This window comes from Ligilactobacillus sp. LYQ139 (genome assembly GCF_045033025.1).
Lineage (GTDB): Bacteria > Bacillota > Bacilli > Lactobacillales > Lactobacillaceae > Ligilactobacillus.
The window spans coordinates 142,112-165,433 of the sequence record NZ_JBJFZW010000005.1 but is presented as its reverse complement, the minus strand read 5'-3'; the positions used below and the strand labels follow the sequence as shown (position 1 = coordinate 165,433).

The following is a 23,322-nucleotide window of genomic DNA, read 5'->3' as shown; positions in this document are numbered from 1 at the left end:
AAGAATTAGAAAATATAAGAAGGAGGAATGTGTTATGGCTAGGATTCCAGTAGATCCATTTGACGATGACATGAATAGTATCTTTAACCAGTTAATGGGCGGGATGAACGGAATGAATTCAGAACGGCATTATCTGGTAAACGGGCGGGAATTAACCCCAGAACAGTTCGCAGAGTACCGGAAAACCGGGAAGCTACCGGATGGGGTTGCTCCACAGCAAGCCGCTAAGCGCGGGCAGGCAAATGGGAAGGATTCGCTTCTGGATAAGCTTGGCCGTAACCTAACGGAAGAAGCCCGGCAAGGAAACCTTGATCCGGTAATTGGGCGGAACAAGGAAATCCAGGAAACGAGTGAAATCCTTTCTCGGCGGACGAAGAATAACCCAGTATTGGTTGGTGATGCCGGGGTTGGGAAAACGGCTGTGGTTGAAGGCTTGGCTCAGGCGATTGTCGCGGGTAACGTTCCGGCAGCCATTAAAAATAAGGAAATTATCAGCATAGATATTTCTGGTTTAGAGGCAGGGACTCAGTTCCGGGGAGCGTTTGAAGAAAACGTTCAGCGGTTAATTGATGAAGTAAAGAAACGGGGCAATGTAATCCTCTTCTTAGATGAAATTCATCAGATTCTTGGTGCTGGGAGTACCGGCGACGGGAACGGTTCGAAGGGCTTGGCTGATATCTTAAAGCCGGCATTATCCCGGGGTGAAGTGACCGTTATTGGGGCAACGACCCAGGATGAGTACCGGAATACTATTATGAAGGACGCAGCCCTTGCACGGCGGTTTAACGCGGTTACGGTTAATGCACCGAGTGCAGCGGACACGTTTAAGATTCTGCAGGGAATCCGTAAGTTGTACGAGAAGCACCATAACGTTGAACTGCCGGATGATGTTTTAAAGGCAGCGGTTGATTACTCAATCCAGTACATCCCGCAGCGGAGTTTACCAGATAAGGCGATTGACCTGCTTGATATGACGGCAGCGCACCTTGCGGCGCAGAACCCGGTTGCTGATGTGAAGGAACTGGAAGGTCAGATTAAAGAATTGGCCAAGAAGCAAAAGGATGCGGCCGCTAAGGAAGACTACGAAGAAGCCATGAAGGATAAGCAGCAAATCAAGGAGTTGCAGTCCCAGATTGACCAGCACTCGGAGGATAAGAAAACAACGGCAACGGTGAACGACGTGGCGGAAGCCGTTGAACGGTTAACCGGCATTCCGGTTTCTCAGATGGGCGCAAGCGATATTGAACGCCTGCGGGGAATCGGTGACCGGTTAAAGGGTAAGGTAATCGGCCAGGACGAAGCGGTCGATGCGGTTGCCCGCGCAATTCGGCGGAACCGGGCTGGGTTTGATGAAGGTAATCGGCCGATTGGGAGTTTCCTGTTCGTTGGCCCAACCGGAGTTGGAAAGACGGAACTGGCAAAGCAGTTGGCGTTGGATATGTTCGGCAATAAGGATGCGATTATTCGGTTGGACATGTCTGAGTATTCTGACCGGACGGCGGTTTCTAAATTGATCGGAACAACGGCTGGATACGTTGGGTATGACGACAACGGTAACACGCTAACCGAAAAGGTTCGGCGGAATCCGTATTCAATTGTCCTACTGGATGAAATTGAAAAGGCTGATCCACAGGTAATCACGCTACTCCTGCAGGTACTGGATGATGGCCGGTTGACGGATGGCCAGGGAAACACCGTTGACTTTAAGAACACGGTCATTATCGCAACGTCAAACGCTGGGTTTGGAAACGAAGAGTTGACGGGTGACAAGAAGCAGGATGCTGACCTGATGAAGCGGTTAGCCCCGTACTTCCGGCCAGAATTCCTAAATCGGTTTAATGCCATCGTTGAGTTCTCCCACCTGACAAAGGACGATCTCAAGCAGATTGTTGATCTCATGTTAGCAGACGTTAATGCGACGCTGGCTAAGAAACACCTGGATTTGACCGTCAACGATGATGCCAAGGACTACTTGATTGAACAAGGGTACGACGAAGCGATGGGTGCCCGGCCACTGCGGCGGGTAATTGAGCAGCAGATCCGGGACAAGGTAACGGACTACTACCTGGATCACCTGGACGTTCAGCACCTTGAAGCGGTGATGGAAGATGGTCAGCTAGTTATTAAGGAACGGCAGGCTAAGGCAAAGAAGGATAAGGGTGAAGAAGAGAAAAAGGAAAAGTAATTAGGTAGTAGATTAATCCCTAATTTACGAAGAGGAAGTCGGTGAATACCGGCTTCCTTTTTTGTAATTATAGGAAATTCTGAGCAAAAACAAAATGCTGATTACAATATGTTCCGACAAACTGAATAAACGATTGTGCGGTGGGAGTAAGGAAAGTGTTTCGTTTAGTAATCATGTAGACGTGATGGTTCCTGTGGTGATCAGCGATGGTGCGCAGCGTAATATCCTTGGTATGCGCCTCTTGCAGGTCAGGTATTAGGGCAGCCATATGATTACTTTTAACAAAACCGATAATGTTGTGTTCGTTGGTGAGTCTGAGTTGAATGTTGGGGTTGATGTGCCCATCCTTGAAAATCTGTTCGATTAGGCGAAACATCCCGCATTCAGGGGTGTATGAGACAAGGGGGTAGTGTTCGATGTCGTGAAGGATGACGCGTGGTTTTTTAGCCAGTGGGTGGTTAACAGGGACAGCCAACTTAATTTCTTGCTCTCCGATGAGTTGAAAAGTAAAGATTTCGTTAGCGGGTTGGCGGTTGAATTCGCTAATCATTGAACCAAAAACAACGTCATATTTTCCGGCGTTGAGTGCATGAAGCATTGCGGGGGTAAGGTCTTCCGAAAATTGAAATTTAGTTGCAGGATAATGCTGCTGGAACTGACTTACAAGGGTAGGAACGAGACTGTGGCCGACTGAGTAAATAAACCCGATGTTTACCTGGCCTTGATCGCGGGCCATTAAGCGGGTAATGACATGTTCTCCGGTATCTAACGCATCAAGTGCTTGCTCCGCATAGGGTAAAAAGATAGTGCCCATCCGGGTGAGTTTGATATTACGACCGTCAGGTTCGATAAGAGGAACGGTTAATTGTTGTTCTAGTTTGTGAATTGCGTAACTCAATGATGATTGCGCGATTCCGAGTTGTTCTGCTGCTCGTGACATGTGGCTAGTATGCGCAAGTGTTACGAAATACCGTAAATGGCGGAGATTATCCATCGAAAAAGCCCCCAATTAATCGAAATAATCTATTAATAATGTATATGAATTTGGCTGTTTTGTAAACGGAATGAGGAATAAAATGGCAGTGTTTGATAAATTAATAACAAACTTTGGGGGGATGTTTATGGGGAGAAAAGCAGTTCGTGTTCGGGACATTGTATTAGGTTCTGGACAACCCAAAATTGCTGTTCCGGTTTGTGGAACAGATGATGCCACCGTTATTGCTCAGGCGCAACGGTGCATGGAAAAGCAACCGGATGTTATTGAATGGCGCGTTGATTATTACCGAAATAATGAGCGTAGTACCTTAACACGTATTGCGCAACAGTTACGGCAGATAATTGGTAATACGGTTTTACTAGCAACTTTTCGGACGAAAGCGGAGGGTGGTGAGCGTCACCTTGAAGAGGATGAATACTTTGCAATCTGCGATAGTCTGTTAGCAACTGGAGCGGTTGACCTTTTAGACGTTGAATTAATGCATGACCCTCATAAGGTTAAGGCTGTGGTTGGATATGCGCATCAAAAAGGTGTTGCGGTTGTGATGAGTAATCATGATTTTGCTAAAACGCCGGCTCGCTCGGTGATTATTAATCGACTAGCCCAGATGGAATCAATGGGGGCGGATATAGCTAAGATTGCGGTAATGCCACAAAATATGCAAGATGTCCTGTTACTAATGACAGCGACTGAGGAAGCGTACCGGCACCTTGAAATCCCCGTGATTTCGATGGCGATGGGTGATGACGGACGGATTTCCCGGTGTACGGGGGAATTAACCGGATCATGTTTGAGCTTTGCGGCAGTTGCGGAATCCTCCGCTCCAGGGCAAATGACCATTGATGATTTACGGCTAGTTTTAAGCACAGTGCACAGTAAAACAAAGGGGGAAAAATGATGAAAAAATTAACTGGAGTAGCTCATGGGCATAATGGAACGATCAAATATGAGATCGATATGGATGGGAACCGGATTGATGATTTACAGGTGCTTAGCCATGCAGAAACGTCCGGGATTTTTGATCAGGTTATTGGAAAGTTAAAGGAAAGCGTGATTGAGCAGCAGTCCTTTGATGTTGACGCAATTAGCGGTGCAACGGTAATGACGAAGTCTATTTTGGATTCGGCTAAACAGGTAATTAATGATGAACATATTCAGCTTGATTCTAAACCTAAGAAGCATCAGGATAATCGCTTGAAACGCTTGACAACTGATGTTCTTGTAATTGGCGGAGGAGAGGCTGGTTTGGTGTCTGCTTGTCGGGCGCTTGCTGAAGGACGTGACGTTATCTTAGTAGAAAAAAATGGTTACATGGGTGGTGCAACCATTTTAAATGGGTCCAATGTTGTGGCGACGGGGTCTAACGTTGCGGCCCGTGTTTTAGGAAAAAATGGTGATTCTCCCGCTCGTTTGGCGGCTGACGTTAGCCGGGAGTGTAATGACACAAATATCCTAGAATTAACGAACTTGATGGCAACAAATATCGGAGCGGCAATTGATTTCATTAGTGACTTTGCCGGGTTAGATTACCAAAAAGCACAGACGCAAACGCCAGAACACAGTGTTGAACGGCAGGTTGAGCTTCCAAGTTCAAGTAGTTATGAGTTTATTCAGAAAGTAACGGCTGCCTTTAAAGAGAAAGGAGGGCAAGTCCTCCTCGGAACACGGGTAGAGGATATGCTAATAAATTCGGCCGGAGTTGTTCGGGGAGTAATCGCAGCAACGCAGGGAGCAACGTACCGGATTAAGGCTAATTCCGTCGTCCTTGCATCTGGAGGATTTGGAGCTAACCAACGGATGCGGGGAAGTGAGAGTGTGGGCCTTGATTACTACGGTCCGATGACATCAACCGGAGATGCATACTCATTCAATAAGGCGCTAAATTTAAAGAGTCACGATCTTGGATGGTATAAGGTTTATCCGCACGGAGTTGAGGTTGAACCCGGAATTGCAAAGTTGACAACATACGCTTCTAAAAAAGCAACAGATATGGGAGCGGTTTATGTTAACCAAAACGGGCAGCGGATTGTAAATGAGTCTGACGTTTATACTAAATTACGCGATGCTGTTTTAAAGCAGCCGGGGAAAGTAGCGTACCTTTTAATGGATAAACGTACGTGGAATGAATTCTACAGCTTATTGGTACTTCATGATTTTGAAGAGGATGAGATCAAACAATTCTTTGCGCAAAAGGACAAGCGGCCGTATTTTGTGAAGGGGAGTTTGCGTGAAGTTGCTACGACGGTCGGGATTGATCCCGCCCAGCTGCAGATAACGGTTGATGAATATAATGCAGCAGCGAAGGCTGGAGTTGATCAGAAATTTAACCGCGGTAAACAATACCTTCACCAGTACGAGGGTGACGAATACTACCTTGTTGAACAACGGGATCGGTTTGCAACGACGTTGGGGGGGTACTCTGTTCAAGCAGATAATATGCAGCTTGTAACAACCACCGGTCAGCCAGTTGCCAATTATTACGCTGCCGGCGAAGTAGTCGGCGGTGCCAACGGGCATGATTCCGCTCCAAGTATGATGAATAGTTGGGGAATTTCTTCCGGATACGTTGCAGGAAAGGCTGCTAGCGACAACGCGGTGAATCACCAGCAACAGGTGAGCCGGCATTTTGTTGGAATTGTTGGAACCAATGCGGAACATTCTTATAACCGAAAGTTATTGTATGCAATGCAGGACTTGTTTGAGGATGACGCGGAAATCGATATTCACGAAGTGCGGGGGATTCCAATGTTTGATGAAGGAATTGCGGATCAACTTCCTGAAGAAATCCAGCGGCTCCAGACAGCCATTGAGCAATCTGATGGGGTGATTATTGCAACCCCGGAATACGATCATTCAATTCCAGCAGCGTTAAAGAGTGTACTTGAATGGCTTTCTAGCTCGATTCATCCGCTGAAGGGAAAGAAGGTAATGATTGTTGGGACCTCACTTGGCGTCCAAGGAACTGTCCGGGCACAAATGAATTTACGGCAGATTCTTGATTGTCCGGGAGTGGATGCAAAGGTAATGCCAGGAAATGAATATATGCTTCCGCACGCAGCGGATGCGTTTGATGATAATGAAGCAATTAAGGATGCGGGAAGCGTCAGTTTTTTGAAAGAATGTTTTGCAAACTTTATGACGTTTACCAAGGAAGAAAATTAGGGGGATGACTCATGATGAAAACTCAGTTAATTAAAAAGTCACGGATTGATGGACACACGATTTTAATTGGTTTAATGGCATATCCGATACGACATTCAATGTCACCGACCATGCATAACAGTGCATTCGAAAAGCTAGGGTTGAATTACGCATACCTTGTATTTGAGGTTACGAATAAGGAACTGCCAGACGCAGTTCAGGCTATTCGTGCACTCGGGTTACGGGGAAGTAATATTTCGATGCCGAATAAGCAAAAGGTTATCCCCTTGCTGGATAAGCTTGATCCCGCAGCTGAGATGATTGGGGCGGTGAATACCGTTGTTAACGATAATGGGGTGTTAACCGGTTATACAACTGATGGGACTGGATTTATGAAGGCCCTTGATGTTGAAGGGGTCAATATTATTGATGAAAAGATGACCCTCGTTGGTGCTGGTGGTGCCGGAACGGCAATTGCAATCCAGGCTGCTCTTGATGGCGTAAAGGAGATTGCGCTGTTTAATAGACATGATGCTCAGTATGAAACGGCTAAGCGGAACGTTGAGGTAATTAACGCCAAAACAAAGTGTAAGGCAACTCTTTATGATGCTGATGATAAGGAAGCTTTGCGGCAGCAAATTAGTGATTCAGTAATTTATTGTGATGCTACGAGTGCGGGCATGCACCCGTTAGAGGACGTTTCGGTGATTGAAGACCCAACAATGTTCCGGAAGGATTTAGTCGTATTTGATACGGTTTATGCTCCCCGTGAAACAAAACTGATGCGGATTGCTAAGCAGGCTGGCGTCGAGCGTATTTTTAACGGATTAGGGATGATGCTTTATCAAGGGGCAACTGCATTTAAGATGTGGACTGGTGAAGAGATGCCAGTTGATTATATTCGCGAACTACTGTTCAATGGTGACCAAAATTAATTGGTAACCGGAATAAATGGGGGAGTAGTAATGAAAAATAAGTACTTACCGACGGCGTTAGCATTATATATGAACTACTTTGTTCATGGCTTTGGGGTAATTATCCTTGCACAAAATATGACGTTTCTTGCTCATCAATGGGGAACCACTGCTGGCGGGGTTGCAATCGTAATTTCCTCATTAGGGATTGGGCGGATTATCAATCTTTTAGCGTCAGGAATTTTGTCTGACCATTTTGGGCGAAAACCGTTTATTCTTTTGGGAATTGGGACTTATCTTGTATTCTTTGTTGGAATTCTTCTTTCGCGGAGTATGGTGGTCGCCTACATTTTGGGAATTATTGCTGGAATGGCCAACTCCTTCCTTGACTCGGGGACTTATCCAGCATTGATGGAAATATTCCCGAGTGCTAAAGGAACGGCGAACGTTGTTTTAAAGGCGTTTATTTCAGGGGGACAATTTGTCTTACCGCTAATCGTTAGTTTTCTAATTGCAAACCACCTTTGGTTCGGCTGGTCGTTTGTAGTAGCGGCAGTAATTCTGTGCTGTACAGGAGTGTACACGCTCTTTGGCGGTCGGTTCCCGGACATTAAAGGGGTAGCCGAGGAAGATGAGGTACAACAAAAGACCGATGAATTAGAATCTTCCCGGAAGAAAGCAAATCTGTGGCTTGATGGGACGCTGTTTGTTATTTACGGGTATGTTTCTCAGGCAACGTTTTATCTTGTAAGTCAGTGGTTAAGTCGGTATGGCCGGCTTGTTGGAGGAATGGGACAGGCCAGTGCCCATGCACTAATTAGCTATTATAGCGTTGGATCAATTACGTGTGTTCTTCTAACAGCAGTTTTGGCCAAGAAAATCAAGGAAGTTAATTTTCTAAGCGTGTACACGTTGCTTTCATTTGTTGCGCTGCTTCTAATGTATCTAATACCACGGTCGGTGGTATTAACAGTGATGTCATTTATTGTCGGTTTTGCTGCGGCAGGCGGAGTAATGCAACTTGGATTGACGGTAATGTCTGAGTTCTTCCCTACAGGAAAAGGATCGGTAACAGGATTTTTCTATACATCAGGGTCAATTGCTTCGTTCACGATCCCCCTCTTTACCGGGCTGATGAGTAGTCTTCGGATGATTATATTCTTTGATGTGGTAATCGCATTAATTGGATTTATTGTCACAACAATTATCACCTTCAGGTACCGGCAACTATTTGGTAAGAAACTTCATAGTTAGGCGAAAGACGGTTAGAACTGGTGATAACGGTTCTAATCGTCTTTGGTATTTAGTGCATAGTTTTGGCTGACAAACTGGGTGAAGCAGGCAAGCAGCGGTCGCTGATAATGACGGTTTAAGGTTGCCATGTATTGAATTCGTTGGATTTTTGGGAATGACAGCGGAATAACCTGGACGTTAACATTATGAATCATCTCAATTGCCGGAATAATTGCAATTCCTAGTCCGGCAGCCACCATTCCTAAGACAGTAGTATCTTCGTCTGTTTCGTACGTAACGGTAGGACGGATAGAACAGTACGCGAAGAGTTTGTTGATATCATCGTAGATGCTACTTTCCGGACTGAACATAATCTGATCATAGTCGAGCGTTTCTTCCAGTGTGACGGATGATTGTTCTGCTAGGGGATGGTCTGGTGGTGTAAGGCAGACATAGCGCTGAGCGTAAATGGGGACATACGTAATGTCATGCCGTTCATCAGTCCGCGAACAGAAAGCCACGTCGATATCTTCGGTCCGCAGAGCATTAATGATATTCCGCGAGAAACCCGACGCGCTATGAAGCTCAATATGTGGTTGCTGATAAGGCGGGATGGTTTTTAGAAAAGCGCTGATTAACTGTGGGGTCCATGATGAATTGAGGTATCTGGTGGCGGCAATTTTAATTTCACCGGTTTGGTTAGAAGCGGCGGTTACGCGTTCGACGCTTCGATTGAGTTGTTGAAGGACGCTTCCGATATCTGCGGTGAACGTCTGTCCAATTGGAGTGAGCTTGATATGACGCCCTGTTTTTGTAAAAAGAGGAGTCCCTAATTCAGTTTCAAGTTGTTTAATGGCGTAGGATAAACTCGGTTGTGTTATGTGAAGTATTTTACTAGCCTCCGTATAACTTTGCGTTTGAGCAAGAACACGAAGGTATTGTAATTGTTGTAAATTCATAATGCACTCCTTATAACGTTTATATAGATGTAATCAATCGGTTCATAGGAAACCTCAAATGGATTTTAAGGTGCTCCTACATGATAATTATAGTGTAATTTAATAATAAAATCACAAGGGATCTGATTGATATGCGAGTGCCAATTACTGTGAGTTCATGGACGTTAGGTGATCATTGTTCTTTTGAAGAACGATGCGCTGCGGCTGCAAATGCCGGTTATGACGGCATTGGATTGCGGGTTGAGAATTATATTGATGCCCTTGAAGAGGGGTATCAAGACGATGAACTTCTTGCAATGATGAAACGTTATGGGATCAAGTGTACGGAAGTTGAGTACCTTACTGAATGGGCCCGAAAAAAGCGAACGTATGAGGAAAAGTATCGGGAACAACTTATCTTCCATATGGGGCGGTTATTTGGAGTTCATCATATTAACGCTGGGTTACTTGAAAATGAACAACCCACTGTAGTTGGAGAACGGCTTAGGCGGTTATGCCAGCGAGCAAGGGGGGTTGATATTGCCGTGGAACCCATGCCATATAGTGGAATTTCTGATTTAAAAACAGCAGTTCGGATTTTAAACGTTGCGGCTCAGTCGAATGCCAAGTTGTTATTGGACGCATGGCATTGGGTGCGCGCAGAACAATCGTTTCGCCCGCTTACGCCTGCAATTGCTGCTAAGGTTGTGGCTGTTCAAGTTGATGATGTTCACGCACAAGCGTATGCGCCGAGTGTCTTACGAGCTGAATCACTCCATGATCGGCTAATTCCTGATCAAGGAGCTAAAATGGTGCGAAATTTTTTGAAAATGTTGCGTGAAAGTGGGGTAAAGCCGCTCACGGTCGGAGTGGAGGTGATTTCTGACGAATTGTTGAAGACAGGAATTAACAATGCAGCACAAAGAACTCATGAAGCAACGATAAAAGCTTTAAAGGAAACGTGGCCTGAATTATTAGGATAAAGAGATGGGGAGGAATCAAAAATGAAAGAACAATGGCTTGGTTTAAAGGATAAGGTGGTTGTAATCACTGGCGCTGCTGGGGGAATGGGGCAGGAGTTTTGCCGGGCGTTTGCAGAGCAGGGTGCCCAAGTTGTGTTATTGGATTTGCAGACAGAAGCAATTAATCAGTTAGCTGGTGAACTAACGAAGGAGTATCAAATAGCAACGTTGGCGTTGCCAGTGGATACGACGGATAAGAATGCGGTTGTAGACGCGGTTCAACGGGTTATCGAGCGTTTTCATCGGGTGGATATCTTAATTAATACGGCAGCAATTCTCCGTTTTTCACCACTTGAGGATTTAGAACTTAGTGAGTGGCAACAGCAGCTTGATATTAATTTGACGGGTTATTTTCTGGCTGCGCAGCAGTTTGGTCGTCAAATGATTAAGCAAAAGGCGGGAACAATGGTGCACATTTCAACGGTAGCAGATACATTCCCAGAAACATATTCAGGAGCCTATAGTGTCACCAAGGCGGGAGTAACGATGCTTTCGAAGCAAATTGCTGCCGAATGGGGGCAATTTGGTATCCGAAGCAATTGTGTTTGTCCTTGCCTGGTCAAAACGCCAATGTCTGAAGGTTTTTATGCTGATCCTGCTGTCGAACAAGGACGTAGTCGGTTAGTCGCAAGTAAAAGGATTGGGAATTTAACGGATATTACTAACGCGGTTTTATACCTAGCAAGTGAACGTTCTGATTACACAAATGGTGCATCATTACGGGTTGATGGTGGAATTAGTGTCATGATGCAGGATATGATTCCTAAGCCGCATGGTCGGCGGCGATACGCAATTGAACACCATCAGGATAAGGGGTGTTAATAATGGATTGCAGTAAATGTGAAACCATGAAGGTTATAAGCTCTCGTCCCAGAGTGGATGAGTATAGTGATATTACCTATTACCAAGCACCAATAATGAAAGACCTCCGTTCGCTACGGATGCAATTACTGGTCCCGGCAATAGAAGGACCTAAGCCAGCAATTCTATACTTCCCTGGTGGTGGGTTTACGACGGCTGGCTATCACAAGTTTATTCAATACCGGCTTGCACTTGCTCAGGCAGGATTTGTTGTCGCAGCTGCTGAATACCGGCCAATTCCAGATGTTTTTCCGACAATTGTTAAAGACGGGAAACATGCTTTACAGTATCTTCACCAGAATGCAGAGCAATTAGGCGTTGATCGCCACCGGATTGCAACGTTTGGTGATTCGGCTGGTGGTTACTTAGCCCAACTGATAGGGGTAACAAGTAGGACGGAGACATTAAAACCGGATGACGTTATGGTGGATGAAACGGAGGTGGCGGCAATCGGTTCATTATATGGATTTGCCGATTTAGGAGCAATTGGTGGGCCAAATAACCAGGCAATCCACGATGTTCCCACGGCTCCGGAAACAATTTTGCTTCGGGGAGTATCGATGTTAGAAGATAAAACGACCCGGATTAGTGCTATTCCGAATGATGTTCACCGGGCAAGTCCGCTTAATTACGTAACGGAGGCCGTACCGCCAGTGTTATTAATGCACGGAACGAGTGATCGGGTAGTTGATCCAACTGAGAGTTTAACAATGTATGAACTGTTAAAGAAAGTCGGATGTGATGTCACCTATACACAAATTAAAGGAGCGGGACACGGAACCGTGGAGTGGTACCAGGAGGAAGTAATTAATAACGTTGTTCAGTGGTTTATTAAGCATCTGATGTAGGATTAATGGGAAGTGGGGGAGTCCATAATGAATAAAAAGGATTTACGAATCAATGTTGCGCGACCTTGGTTATTGGTGGTCGCTATTATCGGGATGAGTGTAATTGGACAGTTCGGGAATATTATTTCGGCAACGGTTGGGCAGATGGCAAAGTCAATGCCGACGGTTAGTCCGATGGCAGTCCAGACAATTGTAACGTGCGTATCGCTACCGACGATGATTTTTGATCTTCTCTCACCGGCAATTGAGCGGATGATTACAAAACGATGGACTATTTTAACGGGGCTTACCTTTGCGCTAGTTGGGGGAATTACGCCTGCTTTTACTGACTATTTTGCCTTCATATATGCTTCCCGGTTAGTTTTTGGTGCCGGGATTGGGTTGATTATGCCGTATGGAATGGCGTTGTTGGGCGATATTTTTACTGGTGAAACGCGGGACAATATGGTTGGTTATGCAAGTGCGGCGTTAAACTTTGGATCGGGAATTAGTACACTTTTAGTCGGTGTGCTCCTGGTAATTAGTTGGCACGTTAGTTTTTTGATGTACGGGGTAATTGTTGTTCCGTTGGTTTTATTTGCAATTGGGTACACGCGGAACGTTGATATTCAAATTAAGGCAAATGAATATAAAGCGCGACGGGTACAAAAGACAAAGGCCTTAATGCAGCGTATTCCGCTCATTGTGCCTGTAAGTGCTTGTTTCTTGTTTCTGTTTTTGGCATCAGGGTGTGTAATGTTTACTACTTCGGCAATGGCAATTGAGGAGCTCCATTTTAAAGGAGCGGGGTTTTTAGCATTAGCACTAACGATTTCAGGATTGGTTTCCGGGGTATGTACCATGTTTTTTGGTAAATTACATCGGTTACTTCATGGTTGGCTACCAGTAATTGCTGCTGTAATTGGAGGACTAGGGTATTTGTGGGCCTCTGTTGCGCGGAATATGGTTATCTTTACATTTTGTTTAGCAATGGTTGGGGTAGCATTCTTTGTTTACCCGTACGTCAATAAAGTAATTCTTGACCGGGTTGATGATGCGATTAAAAACGTTTGTGTTTCGTTTGCATTGGCAATTTATAATCTAGGAGCATTCTTCTCGCCGTATATTGTCCATGTTATTACTAAAATTATCGGTCATGGTTCACCGGTATGGCAGCTCCGAGTTGGAGCGATGATGTTCTTCTTTTTAGCGCTATTGATGGCGGGCTACGTTGTTATTGAAAAATTTAAGGGGGAAGGTGAGCGGTTATAAATTGAACTAGGAGAATTAGTTAAAAGTAAACACCGAAGCAATGCTCCCAAATAGCATTGCTTCGGTGTTATGTTTAAGATTAGTTGTTTATGAAGTCGCTATTGAATTACCGAACGTGAACGGCAAATGATGGTTCAAAGCCCTGCATGCTCTGGATTGAAACTGACATCCCCGGTTCTGGAGCAGCAATAAACTTACCATTCCCAACATAAATTCCAACGTGGTACGTAGCACCCTTCGGCCCCCAGAAAAGTAGGTCCCCCGGTTGAGCCTGACTAACTGAAACCTGAGCCCCGGCATTTTCTTGCTGGGTGGTTACCCGGCCAATGTGAATACCTTCGTGAGCGTAAACGTACTGCGTAAAGCCTGAGCAATCAAATCCAGCCGGCGTAGTTCCCCCCCATACGTATGGGGTGCCAACAAAGGATTCAGCGTATGAGACGATAGAATTGTAGTTTGCTTGGGCCTGATTAACCTGCTGTTGGGCTTGGTTAACTTGTTGTTGGGCCTGCTGAACAGCGGCAGAACGAGCAGCGGCATTGGCATTGTTGTTTTGCTGTGTTGTTTGTGTTTGTGCAGGAACCTGAGCGACAGCAGCCGGTTTAACCTGCTGTTGGGTCTGAACAGTCGTTGCCGGTTGCTGGGCTGATTGTTGAACGGAAGCCGTCGATTGCGATTGCTGTACAGCGTAGTTTGCCTGGCTCTGTGATGCAACTACTGAACTTGAAGTAGCAGGTTGGCTTGAAGAATTAATGTTCGCAGTCTCAGCCTTAACGCGTGCTAAATTACTTTCTGCTGATGACAGCTTAGCATTGGCGTTGTCTAGTGAAGACTTAGCTGCACTAACCTGCTGCTGAACATTAGCTGGCACCGTCTTTTGTTGAACTTGCTGCGGTTGAGCCTGTTGTTGAGCGGCAGCCTTTTGGGCCGCAACAGCATTAGCTAACTGCTGTGCCTGGTTGTTATTATTAGCAGGTTGCTGTTGGTTAGCAGCCGGTTGTTGTGTTGTCTCCTGCTGAGCAGGAGCTGCGGTAGTAGTAACGACAACGGCATGACCGCTAATCTTCAGGATTTGGCCTGGGTGAATCAGCGTGTCGTTAACCGGAATGTTGTTCAGCTTCTGTAATTGGCTGATGGTCATCCCAAATTTGTTAGCGATGGCCCAGAGAGAATCACCCGCCTGAACGGTGTAGTTCTGAACATTGTCAGCATCGTTCTTTGTTGGGATTTGCAAATCCTGTCCCTGGTAAATCATCCCAGTTTGCTTGTTAATATTGTTTAATTGTTCGATTGATTGGATTGAAACGCCGTATTTCTGGGCAAGGCCGGAAACCGTGTCGTTAGCAACAACCTTATGAACGGTATCGGCATTAGCCGTTGCGGTTGTAACAAGCATTGCTCCTGCAACCCCAACGGTTCCGGCTAATAATGTTTTTGTTGTTTTTTTCAAGAAATTCACTCCTAAGAAATTAATGACGTAATTAGTAAGTACTTTTTTCCTGTTATCTACGCTCCATGATACACGAAGTGCATTGCAGGAACGTTGTCAGAATGTTACAAAAACGTAACTTAATCGGGTGATAACACCGCGTAAACATATTTAGTCTATCATACATAGCTTAAAGAGTAAAACTACGGCCCGTTAGCGGTATTTCCGAGTAATAAACCGGCGAAAAGTAGTCAAGATCGCCGAGTGTTGATGTTCTGGATTGATGCATAGAGCCGTTGTAAATTGCATACTGCTGGCAGGGATGGAGACAGCACGAATTGGTGCGTCTTGGGCGGTTAAAAGTGAATGGGGAACAATCGTTGCTCCTAAACCAGCCCGTGCGAGCTGCAGGGCAGTGACGATGTTATCGGCAGTTAGGATGGTATGGGGGTGAATTTCGTACCGCTCGAAATAGCTCGTGACGAGGTGATCAAAAGTAGAGGTTTCTTTTTCACGGATAAACGGGTGATCACTAATTAGAGGGGCAATGTCGGGCACGGCTCCCGTTGTAGTAATCTGCCATGAGGAAGGAAGAACAAGAGCCATTGTATCCCTAAATAGAAAATCCACCGTAATGTGTTGTTGGTGAGGGGGATTAATCCCGATGTATGCATCAATTTTATTAGCGGTTAGGAGGCGGAGCAGGGTCGCGGGCGCCTGTTCAACTAATTGGATGGTTGTAGTGGGATGATGGCGGCTGAATTCGGGGATAATTTGAGGGAGAATAACCCCAGCAAGGGAAGGATTGATTCCTAGCGTGAGGGTGCTTGGGGCTGCCGTGGCGATTGTTTTGAGGTGGGCGAGAATATGTTGGCGATGATTGTTAAGACTACGGATTCCTTGGAGATAGTATTGGCCGGCAGTCGTTAACGTCACTGGATGGTGGTGCCGATCAACCAGCAAGACACCGAGCTGGTGTTCGTATTTTTTGAGAAGTTTGCTGACTGTTGGCTGCGTTAGGTAGAGCTGGGCGGCGGTTCGAGAGATACTGCCAGTTCCTTGAATAGTTTCGAGAAGGGTAATAAGTTGCTCATCGGTGGTCATGGTAAAAGGGACTCCTTTGGCTGGATTATGCCATAAATAGCATATTTTTATTGTCAAAAAGATTATTTCACTGGAATCGATTTCATGCAATAATTAATTGTGAAAGTTTTAACCACCAGGGGATGATAATGTGCAGTTAATAGCATTTACGGGGACAAATGCTAGTGAGTCATATAACCGAAAATTACTTGAATTTATGCAACGTCACTTTGAAAACAAAGTAACGATTCAGTTATGTGAGATTGCAAACATTCCGTTGTTTACGGAGAATCGAAAAACCCCGGAAATTATCTATGATTTGGAAGAACGGATTGAAGCTGCTGACGGGATTATTATTGCTACCCCGGAATATGATCATTCTATCCCAGCGGCCCTTAAAAGTTTGATTGAGTGGCTTTCATGGGAAGTCCACCCACTCACGGGGAAACCGGTAATGATTGTAGGAACGTCTTTGGGAATTCAGGGAACATCCCGGGCACAGGACCATCTTCGGCAGATCTTGAATGCTCCCGGTGTTGATGCGGTTGTAATGCCTGGTAGTGAGTTTTTAATGCCATACGGCGCTGATGCTTTTGATGACTACGGTAACTTGAAGGATGAAAACACCGTGGCATTTTTGGAACAGTGTTTTACAAAGTTTACTCAATTTTGTCAGCAACGGCGTGCAAGAAAGGGGGCAACGCAATTGAAAAAGAGTCAGGCGTATGCCGCAACGTATGATGTGATTGTTGTTGGTTTTGGCGCGGCAGGAGCCACTGCTGCGCGGTTTGCTGCGGATAATGGTGCGAGGGTACTATTGCTTGATAAGGCACCTAAAGGGCACGAGGGGGGAAACACCCGCTATGCAGGACAAGTGGTTTTGACCGGTCATGACCCGAAGAAAATGAAGCAGTATTTTAAGGCAATGTATGGCCCGATTAACATTAACGAAGAGATGCTTGACACTTACGTTGACGGAATGTGCCATATTCCAGAATATATGCAGAAATATCTTGAGATTAAAGAACCAGCAAGCTATAACAAAATTCACCGTGACCCGGACTGGCAGGCATTTGCCAACGATTTATCACCGGAATATCCAGAATTTCCGGGCGCGGATACCGTTGACCTAACAACGGTGCATGACGGTTTCTTTGACGCGACGTTATGGAAGACGGTTCGGCACCAGGTTGAAAAACGAAGCAAGAAGATTGATGTTTGGTTGGAATCACCGGCTAAGCACTTAATTCAAAACCCAGACACTAAAGTAGTTGAAGGGGTCCAGGTAAAACGGAATGGGCAGTTGATTAATGTCCGTGCCCGGAACGGCGTCGTTCTTACGCTTGGCGGGTTTGAAAATAATCCCGAAATGATTCAAAACTTTATTGGAGTACCTAAACTGAAGGTAATGGGAACCGTCTATAACACCGGCGATGGGGTGCGAATGGCTCAGGAAGTCGGGGCCGGGTTGTGGCACATGACTAGTTACGAGGGGTATGGTTTTAGTGCCGGTTTCACGTTTGAAAACCCGGCTGAACCTCGCGGTCGGTTTATTTTAGACCCGTGGCCAGCGTTATCAACCGGAAGTATTTTAATTGCCGCTGATGATGGGAGCCGGTACCTTAAGGAAGATGAACATGGCCGGCACGGGCACGTTTATCAACACGGTGAATGGCGGATGCCAATTGTAAATGAACATCCGTATTTAGTTTTTGACGAAAAACAACGAGCGGTGATTGCTGAGCGGAAGCATTTGCCGTACGAACCGTTCTTTGAGATTACCGTCCAAGCAGATACGTTACGGGAACTTGCGGCTAAAATTGGAATGAATCCGGATGTTTTGGAGAAGACAATTAAGCAATTCAATGAAGCGGCTGAAAAGGGAGTGGACCCGTTCGGCCGGGATGCTGCTGGAATGACTATTTTTGATGCGCAGGGGCCATACTATGCAACCCCGCTAGCAACGGCAATGTTGAATACCCAAGGGGGCGCGCGGCGAAACGCGCGGGCTGAGGTACTTGATGCCTGTGGCGAACCGATTCCGCACTTATACAGTGCGGGTGAATTTGGGGGGATCAATGCTAATATGTATAACGGTGGCGGGAACCTTGCGGAGTGCCTGATCTTTGGGAAGATTGCGGGTGAAAATGCAGCCTCGCCTAAAGATGATGCATTGGTGATGGTTAATGAAACAACTACTGCTGATTTAGGGGAGAGCGATTTATTAACAGACGTAACAAACCAATACCCGACTGGTGATCACCAGTACATCGGGGTCAGTAACGCCGGAATTGGGGGCGAAACCGTAGTTCGGGTAACTTATGAAGACGATACGATTAAACAGATAGAGGTGTTGCAAAACTCGGAAAGTGCCGATGTTGGGCGAAAAGCCATTGAAGAGCTCCCTAAGAAGATGGTAGCGGAAAATACGTACGATGTTGATGCGGTGGCGGGAGCCTCTGCTTCAAGCAGGGCGGTTAAGGAAGCTGTTCGGAAAGCAATTAGGAAGGCAAAAAAATAAACTGTTGAGTTGGACTGCCAGTCAAACAAACTAAGTAGCATAATTCGTGTTCTGAATTTTGGAACCCAAGGGATAAATTCGGTGAGAAGAGATTTCTGTTAAACGTTTAGCAGAAATCTTTTCTTTTACGAAATAATCGGCTAGAATGATAAAGAAAGCGATTTATTTAGGTGAAAGGAACGATGCAGGATGGCAATCAAGTACGGTGCGATTGAAGCCGGCGGCACGAAGTTTGTGTGCGCTGTTGGAACGGCGGATGAAAATGACCGCGTAACGGTCGAAAAGCGAGTCAAAATTCCAACAACCGTTCCGGAAGAAACGATGGCAGAGGTGTTTGCCTTCTTTGAAAAAAATCCGGTTGATGCGATTGGAATAGCATCATTTGGTCCGATTGACATTAATAAGGAGTCAGCGACGTACGGGTACATTACGACAACCCCTAAGCCAGGATGGGCAAATTATGATTTTCTTGGTGAAATGAAAAAGCGGTTTGCTGTTCCATACGGATGGACAACGGACGTTAACGGTGCGGCCTACGGTGAATTAAAGTGCGGGGCAGCAAAGGGCTTGACGAGTTGTTTGTACCTTACCGTTGGGACCGGCGTTGGCGGCGGCGCTGTGGTAAACGGTAAAATCTTGGAAGGATACGGGCACCCGGAAATGGGGCACATTATTATGCGACGGCATCCAGATGATCATTACGAGGGGCACTGCCCCTACCACCACGACTGTCTGGAGGGCTTGACCGCGGGCCCAGCTGTTGAAGCCCGGCAAGGAGGCGTGAAGGCATATGATATTCCGGAAAATGATCGTGCGTGGGACATTGAGGCGTACTATTTAGCGCAAGCATGCGTTGACTTTACAACGATTTTATCGCCGGAAATGATTATCTTTGGCGGTGGGGTTGCGCACCAAGAGCACCTTTTCCCGAAAATTCGGCAGTCATTTACAGAGCAGTTGAATAATTACTTAAAGACGCCGGCCCTAGATGAGTACATTGTCCATTGTGCGTTGGGTGATGATGCCGGGATTACTGGGTGCTTACTATTAGCGCGTGATGCGTTGAATGATGCGTGATTTGAAACGTTGTTTTAGATAAATTAGGCGGGTGGATAGTTCGCCTTTTTTGCTATATTCCCTTTGTTGTGGTTCGGTAGATTTGGTTTGGCACTTTTTTCCAATCGTAATAATTGGGATAATTTTAATTTCAGACGGGAAGTACGGAAAACAAGACAGAATCCAGTCTGACGGTGTTTAATTTTATAACGCTCTGCTTAATTAACGTGAAGCGGCGATCTGCTTGGGCAAGACGATTTAGCCCGTTATCAATCCCACCCTAGTAAAATCTCCAGGAGAATAATTACACCATAAATAGTCCGGATACCGAGATTAAAACAATATAAAAAAGTGGTTAGGTTCACACGGAACCTAACCACTTTTCCTATTCTTATTCGTTAAAGTTACCTGTTTCTACGTCACTCAAGAACTTCTTGAGGTGGGCGAAGTAAACCGGAGCGTTGTCAATCATGTGGTGGTGTCCCCCGCCCGGCGTAGTTTCCAGCCGGGCGTGCGGAATGTCTTTGGCCATCCGTTTGGCTGTTGTCAGCGGCATTGTTTCGTGTTCCCCAAACGTCAACAGGGTTGGCATCGTGATCCGGCCGAGTTGGTCCCGGATGTCCCATAACTTCAACTTACCGGTAATTACGAATTCGTTGTTCCCCTGAAAGGCGTTGTATACCGGGGTAGCCATCGTTGAAATTAAGTGCCGGATAGCTTCCGGTTGTTTGCGGTCAACGTACTCACGGTTAAGGACGTCAACGTATCCTTGATACCGGGCGTTGTCCAGGTCATCTTTTTCCTCACATTCCTTCATGTAGGCAACTGCTTCTGGAGGAAGCGTTCTTTCCCGGAGTTCGTTAATATGGGTGACGTATTCGTCAATGTTATCAACCATGCTGGAAACGATCAGTCCCTTCAGGTGTTGACCGTATTTCAGGGCGTACATCATGGCAAGGGCGCCCCCCCATGATTGTCCAATCAGGTAGAAGTTATCCAACCCAAGTTTTGTCCGGATTTCTTCTAGTTCTTCTAGATAGTAGTTGTAGGTAAGGTACTTATCGGCGATTGCTGGGTCAGAGTAATCAGGTTGGTCAGAGTACCATGAACCAAGTTGATCGTACATGGTGACCTGCACGCCTAAATCGGCGAGTTGTTCGCCGAAGTTTTCCCAGTATTCGTGGTTCCCACCAGGCCCCCCGTGGAGGCACAGTAACTTGATGTCGCCGTGACCTTGGGTGTTGGTCCAGATGTGGTAGCCGTTATCGAGGGTAACGATTGTTGTTCCTTGACGCATAAAGTCCACTCCTTTAATGTTATTGTCTTTAATTCTACCATATTTAAATTGCTGGCCGGGATTGAACCGTTAGTTGAGCGCCTGTTAGGTCGAGGGTGTAGGTGACCTGTTCGTTTCCCCGGATGGTCATTCCCATGTCAGTGGCGTATACCACGAGCCCGAGTTGGTGACCTGCCTTTAGCCGGTAAAACATCGGCTGAAGAGCAAACGTGACTGGATAAGTGGTGCCAGCGACCAGTTCGTCAGTTTGCCAGAGATTGGTCCGGTTTTGAAGGTTCCTGTGGCCCTTGGTAATCATCTTAAACGGCGTTTTCTTCTTAGCGAGTTTAAATTCAACGAGGTCCTCTTCACGAAGGTGGAAACCGTGCTCGATTCCCCGGCGTTTAAGTACGGTCGGGATAGTATTGAGTCGCCGGGCCTCTCCATAATCGACTAGCATAACGCTAACTAATCCGTGGTCAAGGCTGGTGGCTAACGGAAGGGTCACCTGGGGTTGTCCTTCGAGGAATATATCGTGATCTAGTGGCTGCGTTTTAAAGACGAGACGGTTCGGGGTCATAGCGGTCTGTTTATCCGTTAATAAGTCTGTCATCCAGCCTGGAATATTGGTCCGGTAGCGGGCAAAAGCGGTAGTTGTGAGGTGGTCGGTGTAGGATAATTGCCCCGCAGCTGGGGTGGTAGCCAGCGTGTGGTCCGGGGTAGGAAAGTAAGTGGTTTTGTTACAGTCCGTCCCGTCCCAGTCAGAAACGGCATGCCACGTTTCTTCTTGCGTATTATCCTGCACTAAAACGGTGGGAAGGGCGGTTTCCGCCCCGTTATTAACATCATAGAGTTTATGCGTCAGCCACAAGTTCATCATGGCACTGAAGTCCAGTGACTGGAAATTGTTGATGTAGATGTGTTGCCCCTGATGCAGGATTAGTTTTTGTTTAACTGGAAGTTCTTTGAGACCGTGCCACAGGTTAAAAACGTTGCGGAGCTTAACGTTCCAATCGTTCAGTCCGTGAACCATCACAATATCAGCAGTAACGTTGCGCAGGTTGTTGAGGTAATTTCGAGCATCCCAAAAAGCGTTGTAGGTACCACCTTCCCGGTCCATTTCCCGGGAAATATTTTGTAGCGCCTCTTCAAACTGGGGGTTGATACGGTGAAAGTCAGCCGCTTGCTTAGTTCGGCTGAAACATTCGGCTGCGAGTACGTCCGCGTCTTCGCCGGGAAAACCATCAGGGGCAATGACAAGCCCCCCGTCACGGTAGTAATCGTACCAGTTAGAAATGGCGGCCTCACTGATGATTGTTTTTAGGTTGGGTACCCCCGTTGTCGCACAGGCAGTTGCAAGCGTTCCTAGGTAAGATTTTCCGGTCATAGCAACGTTGCCGTTACTCCACCATGCTTGAATGGCGGTGGTGGCGGCATGGTCGGTAAAGGCGGTGCGTTTTCCCCCTAACCATTCGATGACGCTGGTGGCTGCTAGCGTTTCAGCGGCGGAACCACACGTTCGGAGTCCGGCTGAATCCCGGGTACCGATTCCAGCAGCGTAAACGACAGCGAAGCCCCGGGTAAGAAGGTATTCGTTGAGGGTGTACGCAAACTCGCCGGTAAATGATGCGGCTGCCGTTTTGGTGGTGGCGTGCACTGACCGCGGTGCAGGAAGCGGGGTATTTTCTGGGTGAGCGTGCGGTTGCGGTGCATGGTCGGGCGTTCTGCGTTTCAGCGGGACATCCACATTATGGGTTAGTCGTTTTCCAAGTTGATCATTGGTTCCTTCATTGTACGGGGAGGCGGTGTAAACGACCGGAACCTGTAAGCCAGCTGCGGTTTCAGCGGGGCGGATAATTTCAACGCGAAGCAGATCGCGCTGGCCGTCGTGATCCGTATCGAGTGGGGCTTCGACGTAAACGACTTCCCTGATCATTTTTGCGGGATCGAACACGGGCATGGACTTACCGTCAAAAACGACGGGTTTTTGGGTAGCAGGAAGGGTGTAAAATGGCGTAAAGTATCCCCGTGTTGCGAGAACATCAATGAACGGCTGCCCCGTTGGTGTCTGGGTAACGAGGAGGTCGTACCAGCACTCGAGTAGGTCAGCTGTATTCTGAAGCTTTTCGTGGACAGGTAGGCCAAGCGCCTTCATTTCTATGAGTGGTTTGGTTGCATCAAAGTCGGTGCCTGGTTCGAAGCCCAGTAGTTGCAGGGCGACCAGGTAAAAACTAGTGGGGGTGACGTCAGCGTGGGTAATGTATTCCAAAACCGATTCTTCGGGGGTTGCTAGTAACCCGGCAATTAATTGTTGTTTCATGGCTGGGGTGCGAGCCTCCGGAAATGCCCGCCCAAGTAAGTCCACCCATAGTGCGGTGGGAGGTAACTTCATGGTTTTATCACTGATAAAGCGAATTGTTTCTAATTCTTGCCGTTGTTGCTGGCGGGGGATGGTAATCCGGCTAAACTGGTTGAGTTTCATTGGAATTCCTTTCTAGGGTGCGCACCCTGATTCAAAAATAATGGTCAGTAATTGCGTTTATTATAGCAAGCTTTAGGACAAAATT

17 protein-coding genes are annotated in these 23,322 nt (G+C 46.6%); 11 read left to right on the top strand and 6 right to left on the bottom strand.

From position 1 onward, the window contains the following. Positions 1-34: 34 nt before the first annotated feature. On the top strand, positions 35-2,185 hold the full coding sequence (locus ACI3E1_RS05965) for an ATP-dependent Clp protease ATP-binding subunit (protein ID WP_405024743.1): 2,151 nt from the start codon (positions 35-37) through the stop codon (positions 2,183-2,185). Between the two features lie 67 nt (positions 2,186-2,252). Here the strand turns inward: ACI3E1_RS05965 and ACI3E1_RS05960 are convergent, their stop codons facing one another. Next, entirely contained in the window at positions 2,253-3,179 is a 927-nt protein-coding gene (locus ACI3E1_RS05960) for a LysR family transcriptional regulator (RefSeq protein WP_405024742.1), read from the bottom strand. Positions 3,180-3,261: 82 nt separating this feature from the next. Between ACI3E1_RS05960 and aroD the strand changes: the two genes are divergently transcribed. The 4 genes from aroD to ACI3E1_RS05940 are packed head-to-tail and all read left to right on the top strand — an operon-like array spanning position 3,262 to position 8,491. Beyond that, positions 3,262-4,080, top strand: a complete 819-nt coding sequence (gene aroD, locus ACI3E1_RS05955) for a type I 3-dehydroquinate dehydratase (protein ID WP_405024741.1) — start codon at positions 3,262-3,264, stop codon at positions 4,078-4,080. Then, positions 4,080-6,344: an FAD-dependent oxidoreductase gene (locus ACI3E1_RS05950; RefSeq protein WP_405024740.1), complete on the top strand. Its 2,265-nt coding sequence runs from the start codon at positions 4,080-4,082 to the stop codon at positions 6,342-6,344. The genes aroD and ACI3E1_RS05950 overlap by 1 nt, the downstream gene beginning before the upstream one ends. 14 nt (positions 6,345-6,358) lie before the next feature. After that, the gene (locus ACI3E1_RS05945; RefSeq protein WP_405024757.1) at positions 6,359-7,258 is read left to right on the top strand and encodes a shikimate dehydrogenase; all 900 of its coding nucleotides are present in this window, start codon (positions 6,359-6,361) and stop codon (positions 7,256-7,258) included. Between the two features lie 30 nt (positions 7,259-7,288). Further along, complete coding sequence (locus tag ACI3E1_RS05940) at positions 7,289-8,491, top strand: MFS transporter (RefSeq protein ID WP_405024739.1); 1,203 nt, start codon at positions 7,289-7,291, stop codon at positions 8,489-8,491. A gap of 32 nt (positions 8,492-8,523) precedes the next feature. Here ACI3E1_RS05940 and ACI3E1_RS05935 read toward each other — a convergent pair whose 3' ends face one another. Beyond that, a complete protein-coding gene (locus ACI3E1_RS05935) occupies positions 8,524-9,429 on the bottom strand; it encodes a LysR family transcriptional regulator (protein ID WP_405024738.1) in 906 nt (301 codons plus the stop codon). A gap of 131 nt (positions 9,430-9,560) precedes the next feature. On the opposite strand from ACI3E1_RS05935, the gene ACI3E1_RS05930 reads away from it, so the two are divergent. The 4 genes from ACI3E1_RS05930 to ACI3E1_RS05915 are packed head-to-tail and all read left to right on the top strand — an operon-like array spanning position 9,561 to position 13,390. Continuing rightward, on the top strand, positions 9,561-10,391 hold the full coding sequence (locus tag ACI3E1_RS05930) for a sugar phosphate isomerase/epimerase family protein (protein ID WP_405024737.1): 831 nt from the start codon (positions 9,561-9,563) through the stop codon (positions 10,389-10,391). A gap of 21 nt (positions 10,392-10,412) precedes the next feature. Then, positions 10,413-11,252: an SDR family NAD(P)-dependent oxidoreductase gene (locus tag ACI3E1_RS05925; RefSeq protein WP_405024736.1), complete on the top strand. Its 840-nt coding sequence runs from the start codon at positions 10,413-10,415 to the stop codon at positions 11,250-11,252. Positions 11,253-11,254: 2 nt separating this feature from the next. Continuing rightward, positions 11,255-12,139, top strand: coding sequence for an alpha/beta hydrolase (locus ACI3E1_RS05920; protein ID WP_405024735.1), 885 nt, complete (start codon positions 11,255-11,257; stop codon positions 12,137-12,139). Between the two features lie 27 nt (positions 12,140-12,166). Next, the gene (locus ACI3E1_RS05915) at positions 12,167-13,390 is read left to right on the top strand and encodes an MFS transporter (protein ID WP_405024734.1); all 1,224 of its coding nucleotides are present in this window, start codon (positions 12,167-12,169) and stop codon (positions 13,388-13,390) included. 106 nt (positions 13,391-13,496) lie between these two features. On the opposite strand, the gene ACI3E1_RS05910 is transcribed toward ACI3E1_RS05915, so the two are convergent. Then, positions 13,497-14,840, bottom strand: coding sequence for an NlpC/P60 family protein (locus ACI3E1_RS05910; protein WP_405024733.1), 1,344 nt, complete (start codon positions 14,838-14,840; stop codon positions 13,497-13,499). Between the two features lie 192 nt (positions 14,841-15,032). Next, complete coding sequence (locus tag ACI3E1_RS05905; protein ID WP_405024732.1) at positions 15,033-15,923, bottom strand: LysR family transcriptional regulator; 891 nt, start codon at positions 15,921-15,923, stop codon at positions 15,033-15,035. A gap of 130 nt (positions 15,924-16,053) precedes the next feature. Between ACI3E1_RS05905 and ACI3E1_RS05900 the strand changes: the two genes are divergently transcribed. Both ACI3E1_RS05900 and ACI3E1_RS05895 read left to right on the top strand, forming a co-directional pair. Then, positions 16,054-18,423 carry an FAD-dependent oxidoreductase gene (locus tag ACI3E1_RS05900; protein WP_405024731.1) on the top strand — a complete coding sequence of 790 codons (2,370 nt, stop codon included), beginning with the start codon at positions 16,054-16,056 and terminating at the stop codon, positions 18,421-18,423. Between the two features lie 189 nt (positions 18,424-18,612). Continuing rightward, positions 18,613-19,500, top strand: a complete 888-nt coding sequence (locus ACI3E1_RS05895) for an ROK family protein (protein WP_405024730.1) — start codon at positions 18,613-18,615, stop codon at positions 19,498-19,500. A 370-nt stretch (positions 19,501-19,870) separates the two neighbouring features. On the opposite strand, the gene ACI3E1_RS05890 is transcribed toward ACI3E1_RS05895, so the two are convergent. Both ACI3E1_RS05890 and ACI3E1_RS05885 read right to left on the bottom strand, forming a co-directional pair. After that, the gene (locus ACI3E1_RS05890) at positions 19,871-20,776 is read right to left on the bottom strand and encodes a proline-specific peptidase family protein (protein ID WP_405024729.1); all 906 of its coding nucleotides are present in this window, start codon (positions 20,774-20,776) and stop codon (positions 19,871-19,873) included. A 43-nt stretch (positions 20,777-20,819) separates the two neighbouring features. Further along, entirely contained in the window at positions 20,820-23,237 is a 2,418-nt protein-coding gene (locus ACI3E1_RS05885) for a Xaa-Pro dipeptidyl-peptidase (RefSeq protein ID WP_405024728.1), read from the bottom strand. Between the last annotated feature and the right edge of the window lie 85 nt (positions 23,238-23,322).

Bases quoted from the DNA above. Each gene is read 5' to 3' on its own strand.
- ACI3E1_RS05965 (WP_405024743.1), top strand. From the start codon at position 35: ATGGCTAGGATTCCAGTAGATCCATTTGACGATGACATGAATAGTATC.
- ACI3E1_RS05960 (WP_405024742.1), bottom strand. From the start codon at position 3,179: ATGGATAATCTCCGCCATTTACGGTATTTCGTAACACTTGCGCATACT.
- aroD (WP_405024741.1), top strand. From the start codon at position 3,262: ATGGCAGTGTTTGATAAATTAATAACAAACTTTGGGGGGATGTTTATG.
- ACI3E1_RS05950 (WP_405024740.1), top strand. From the start codon at position 4,080: ATGAAAAAATTAACTGGAGTAGCTCATGGGCATAATGGAACGATCAAA.
- ACI3E1_RS05945 (WP_405024757.1), top strand. From the start codon at position 6,359: ATGAAAACTCAGTTAATTAAAAAGTCACGGATTGATGGACACACGATT.
- ACI3E1_RS05940 (WP_405024739.1), top strand. From the start codon at position 7,289: ATGAAAAATAAGTACTTACCGACGGCGTTAGCATTATATATGAACTAC.
- ACI3E1_RS05935 (WP_405024738.1), bottom strand. From the start codon at position 9,429: ATGAATTTACAACAATTACAATACCTTCGTGTTCTTGCTCAAACGCAA.
- ACI3E1_RS05930 (WP_405024737.1), top strand. From the start codon at position 9,561: ATGCGAGTGCCAATTACTGTGAGTTCATGGACGTTAGGTGATCATTGT.
- ACI3E1_RS05925 (WP_405024736.1), top strand. From the start codon at position 10,413: ATGAAAGAACAATGGCTTGGTTTAAAGGATAAGGTGGTTGTAATCACT.
- ACI3E1_RS05920 (WP_405024735.1), top strand. From the start codon at position 11,255: ATGGATTGCAGTAAATGTGAAACCATGAAGGTTATAAGCTCTCGTCCC.
- ACI3E1_RS05915 (WP_405024734.1), top strand. From the start codon at position 12,167: ATGAATAAAAAGGATTTACGAATCAATGTTGCGCGACCTTGGTTATTG.
- ACI3E1_RS05905 (WP_405024732.1), bottom strand. From the start codon at position 15,923: ATGACCACCGATGAGCAACTTATTACCCTTCTCGAAACTATTCAAGGA.
- ACI3E1_RS05895 (WP_405024730.1), top strand. From the start codon at position 18,613: ATGGCAATCAAGTACGGTGCGATTGAAGCCGGCGGCACGAAGTTTGTG.
- ACI3E1_RS05890 (WP_405024729.1), bottom strand. From the start codon at position 20,776: ATGCGTCAAGGAACAACAATCGTTACCCTCGATAACGGCTACCACATC.
- ACI3E1_RS05885 (WP_405024728.1), bottom strand. From the start codon at position 23,237: ATGAAACTCAACCAGTTTAGCCGGATTACCATCCCCCGCCAGCAACAA.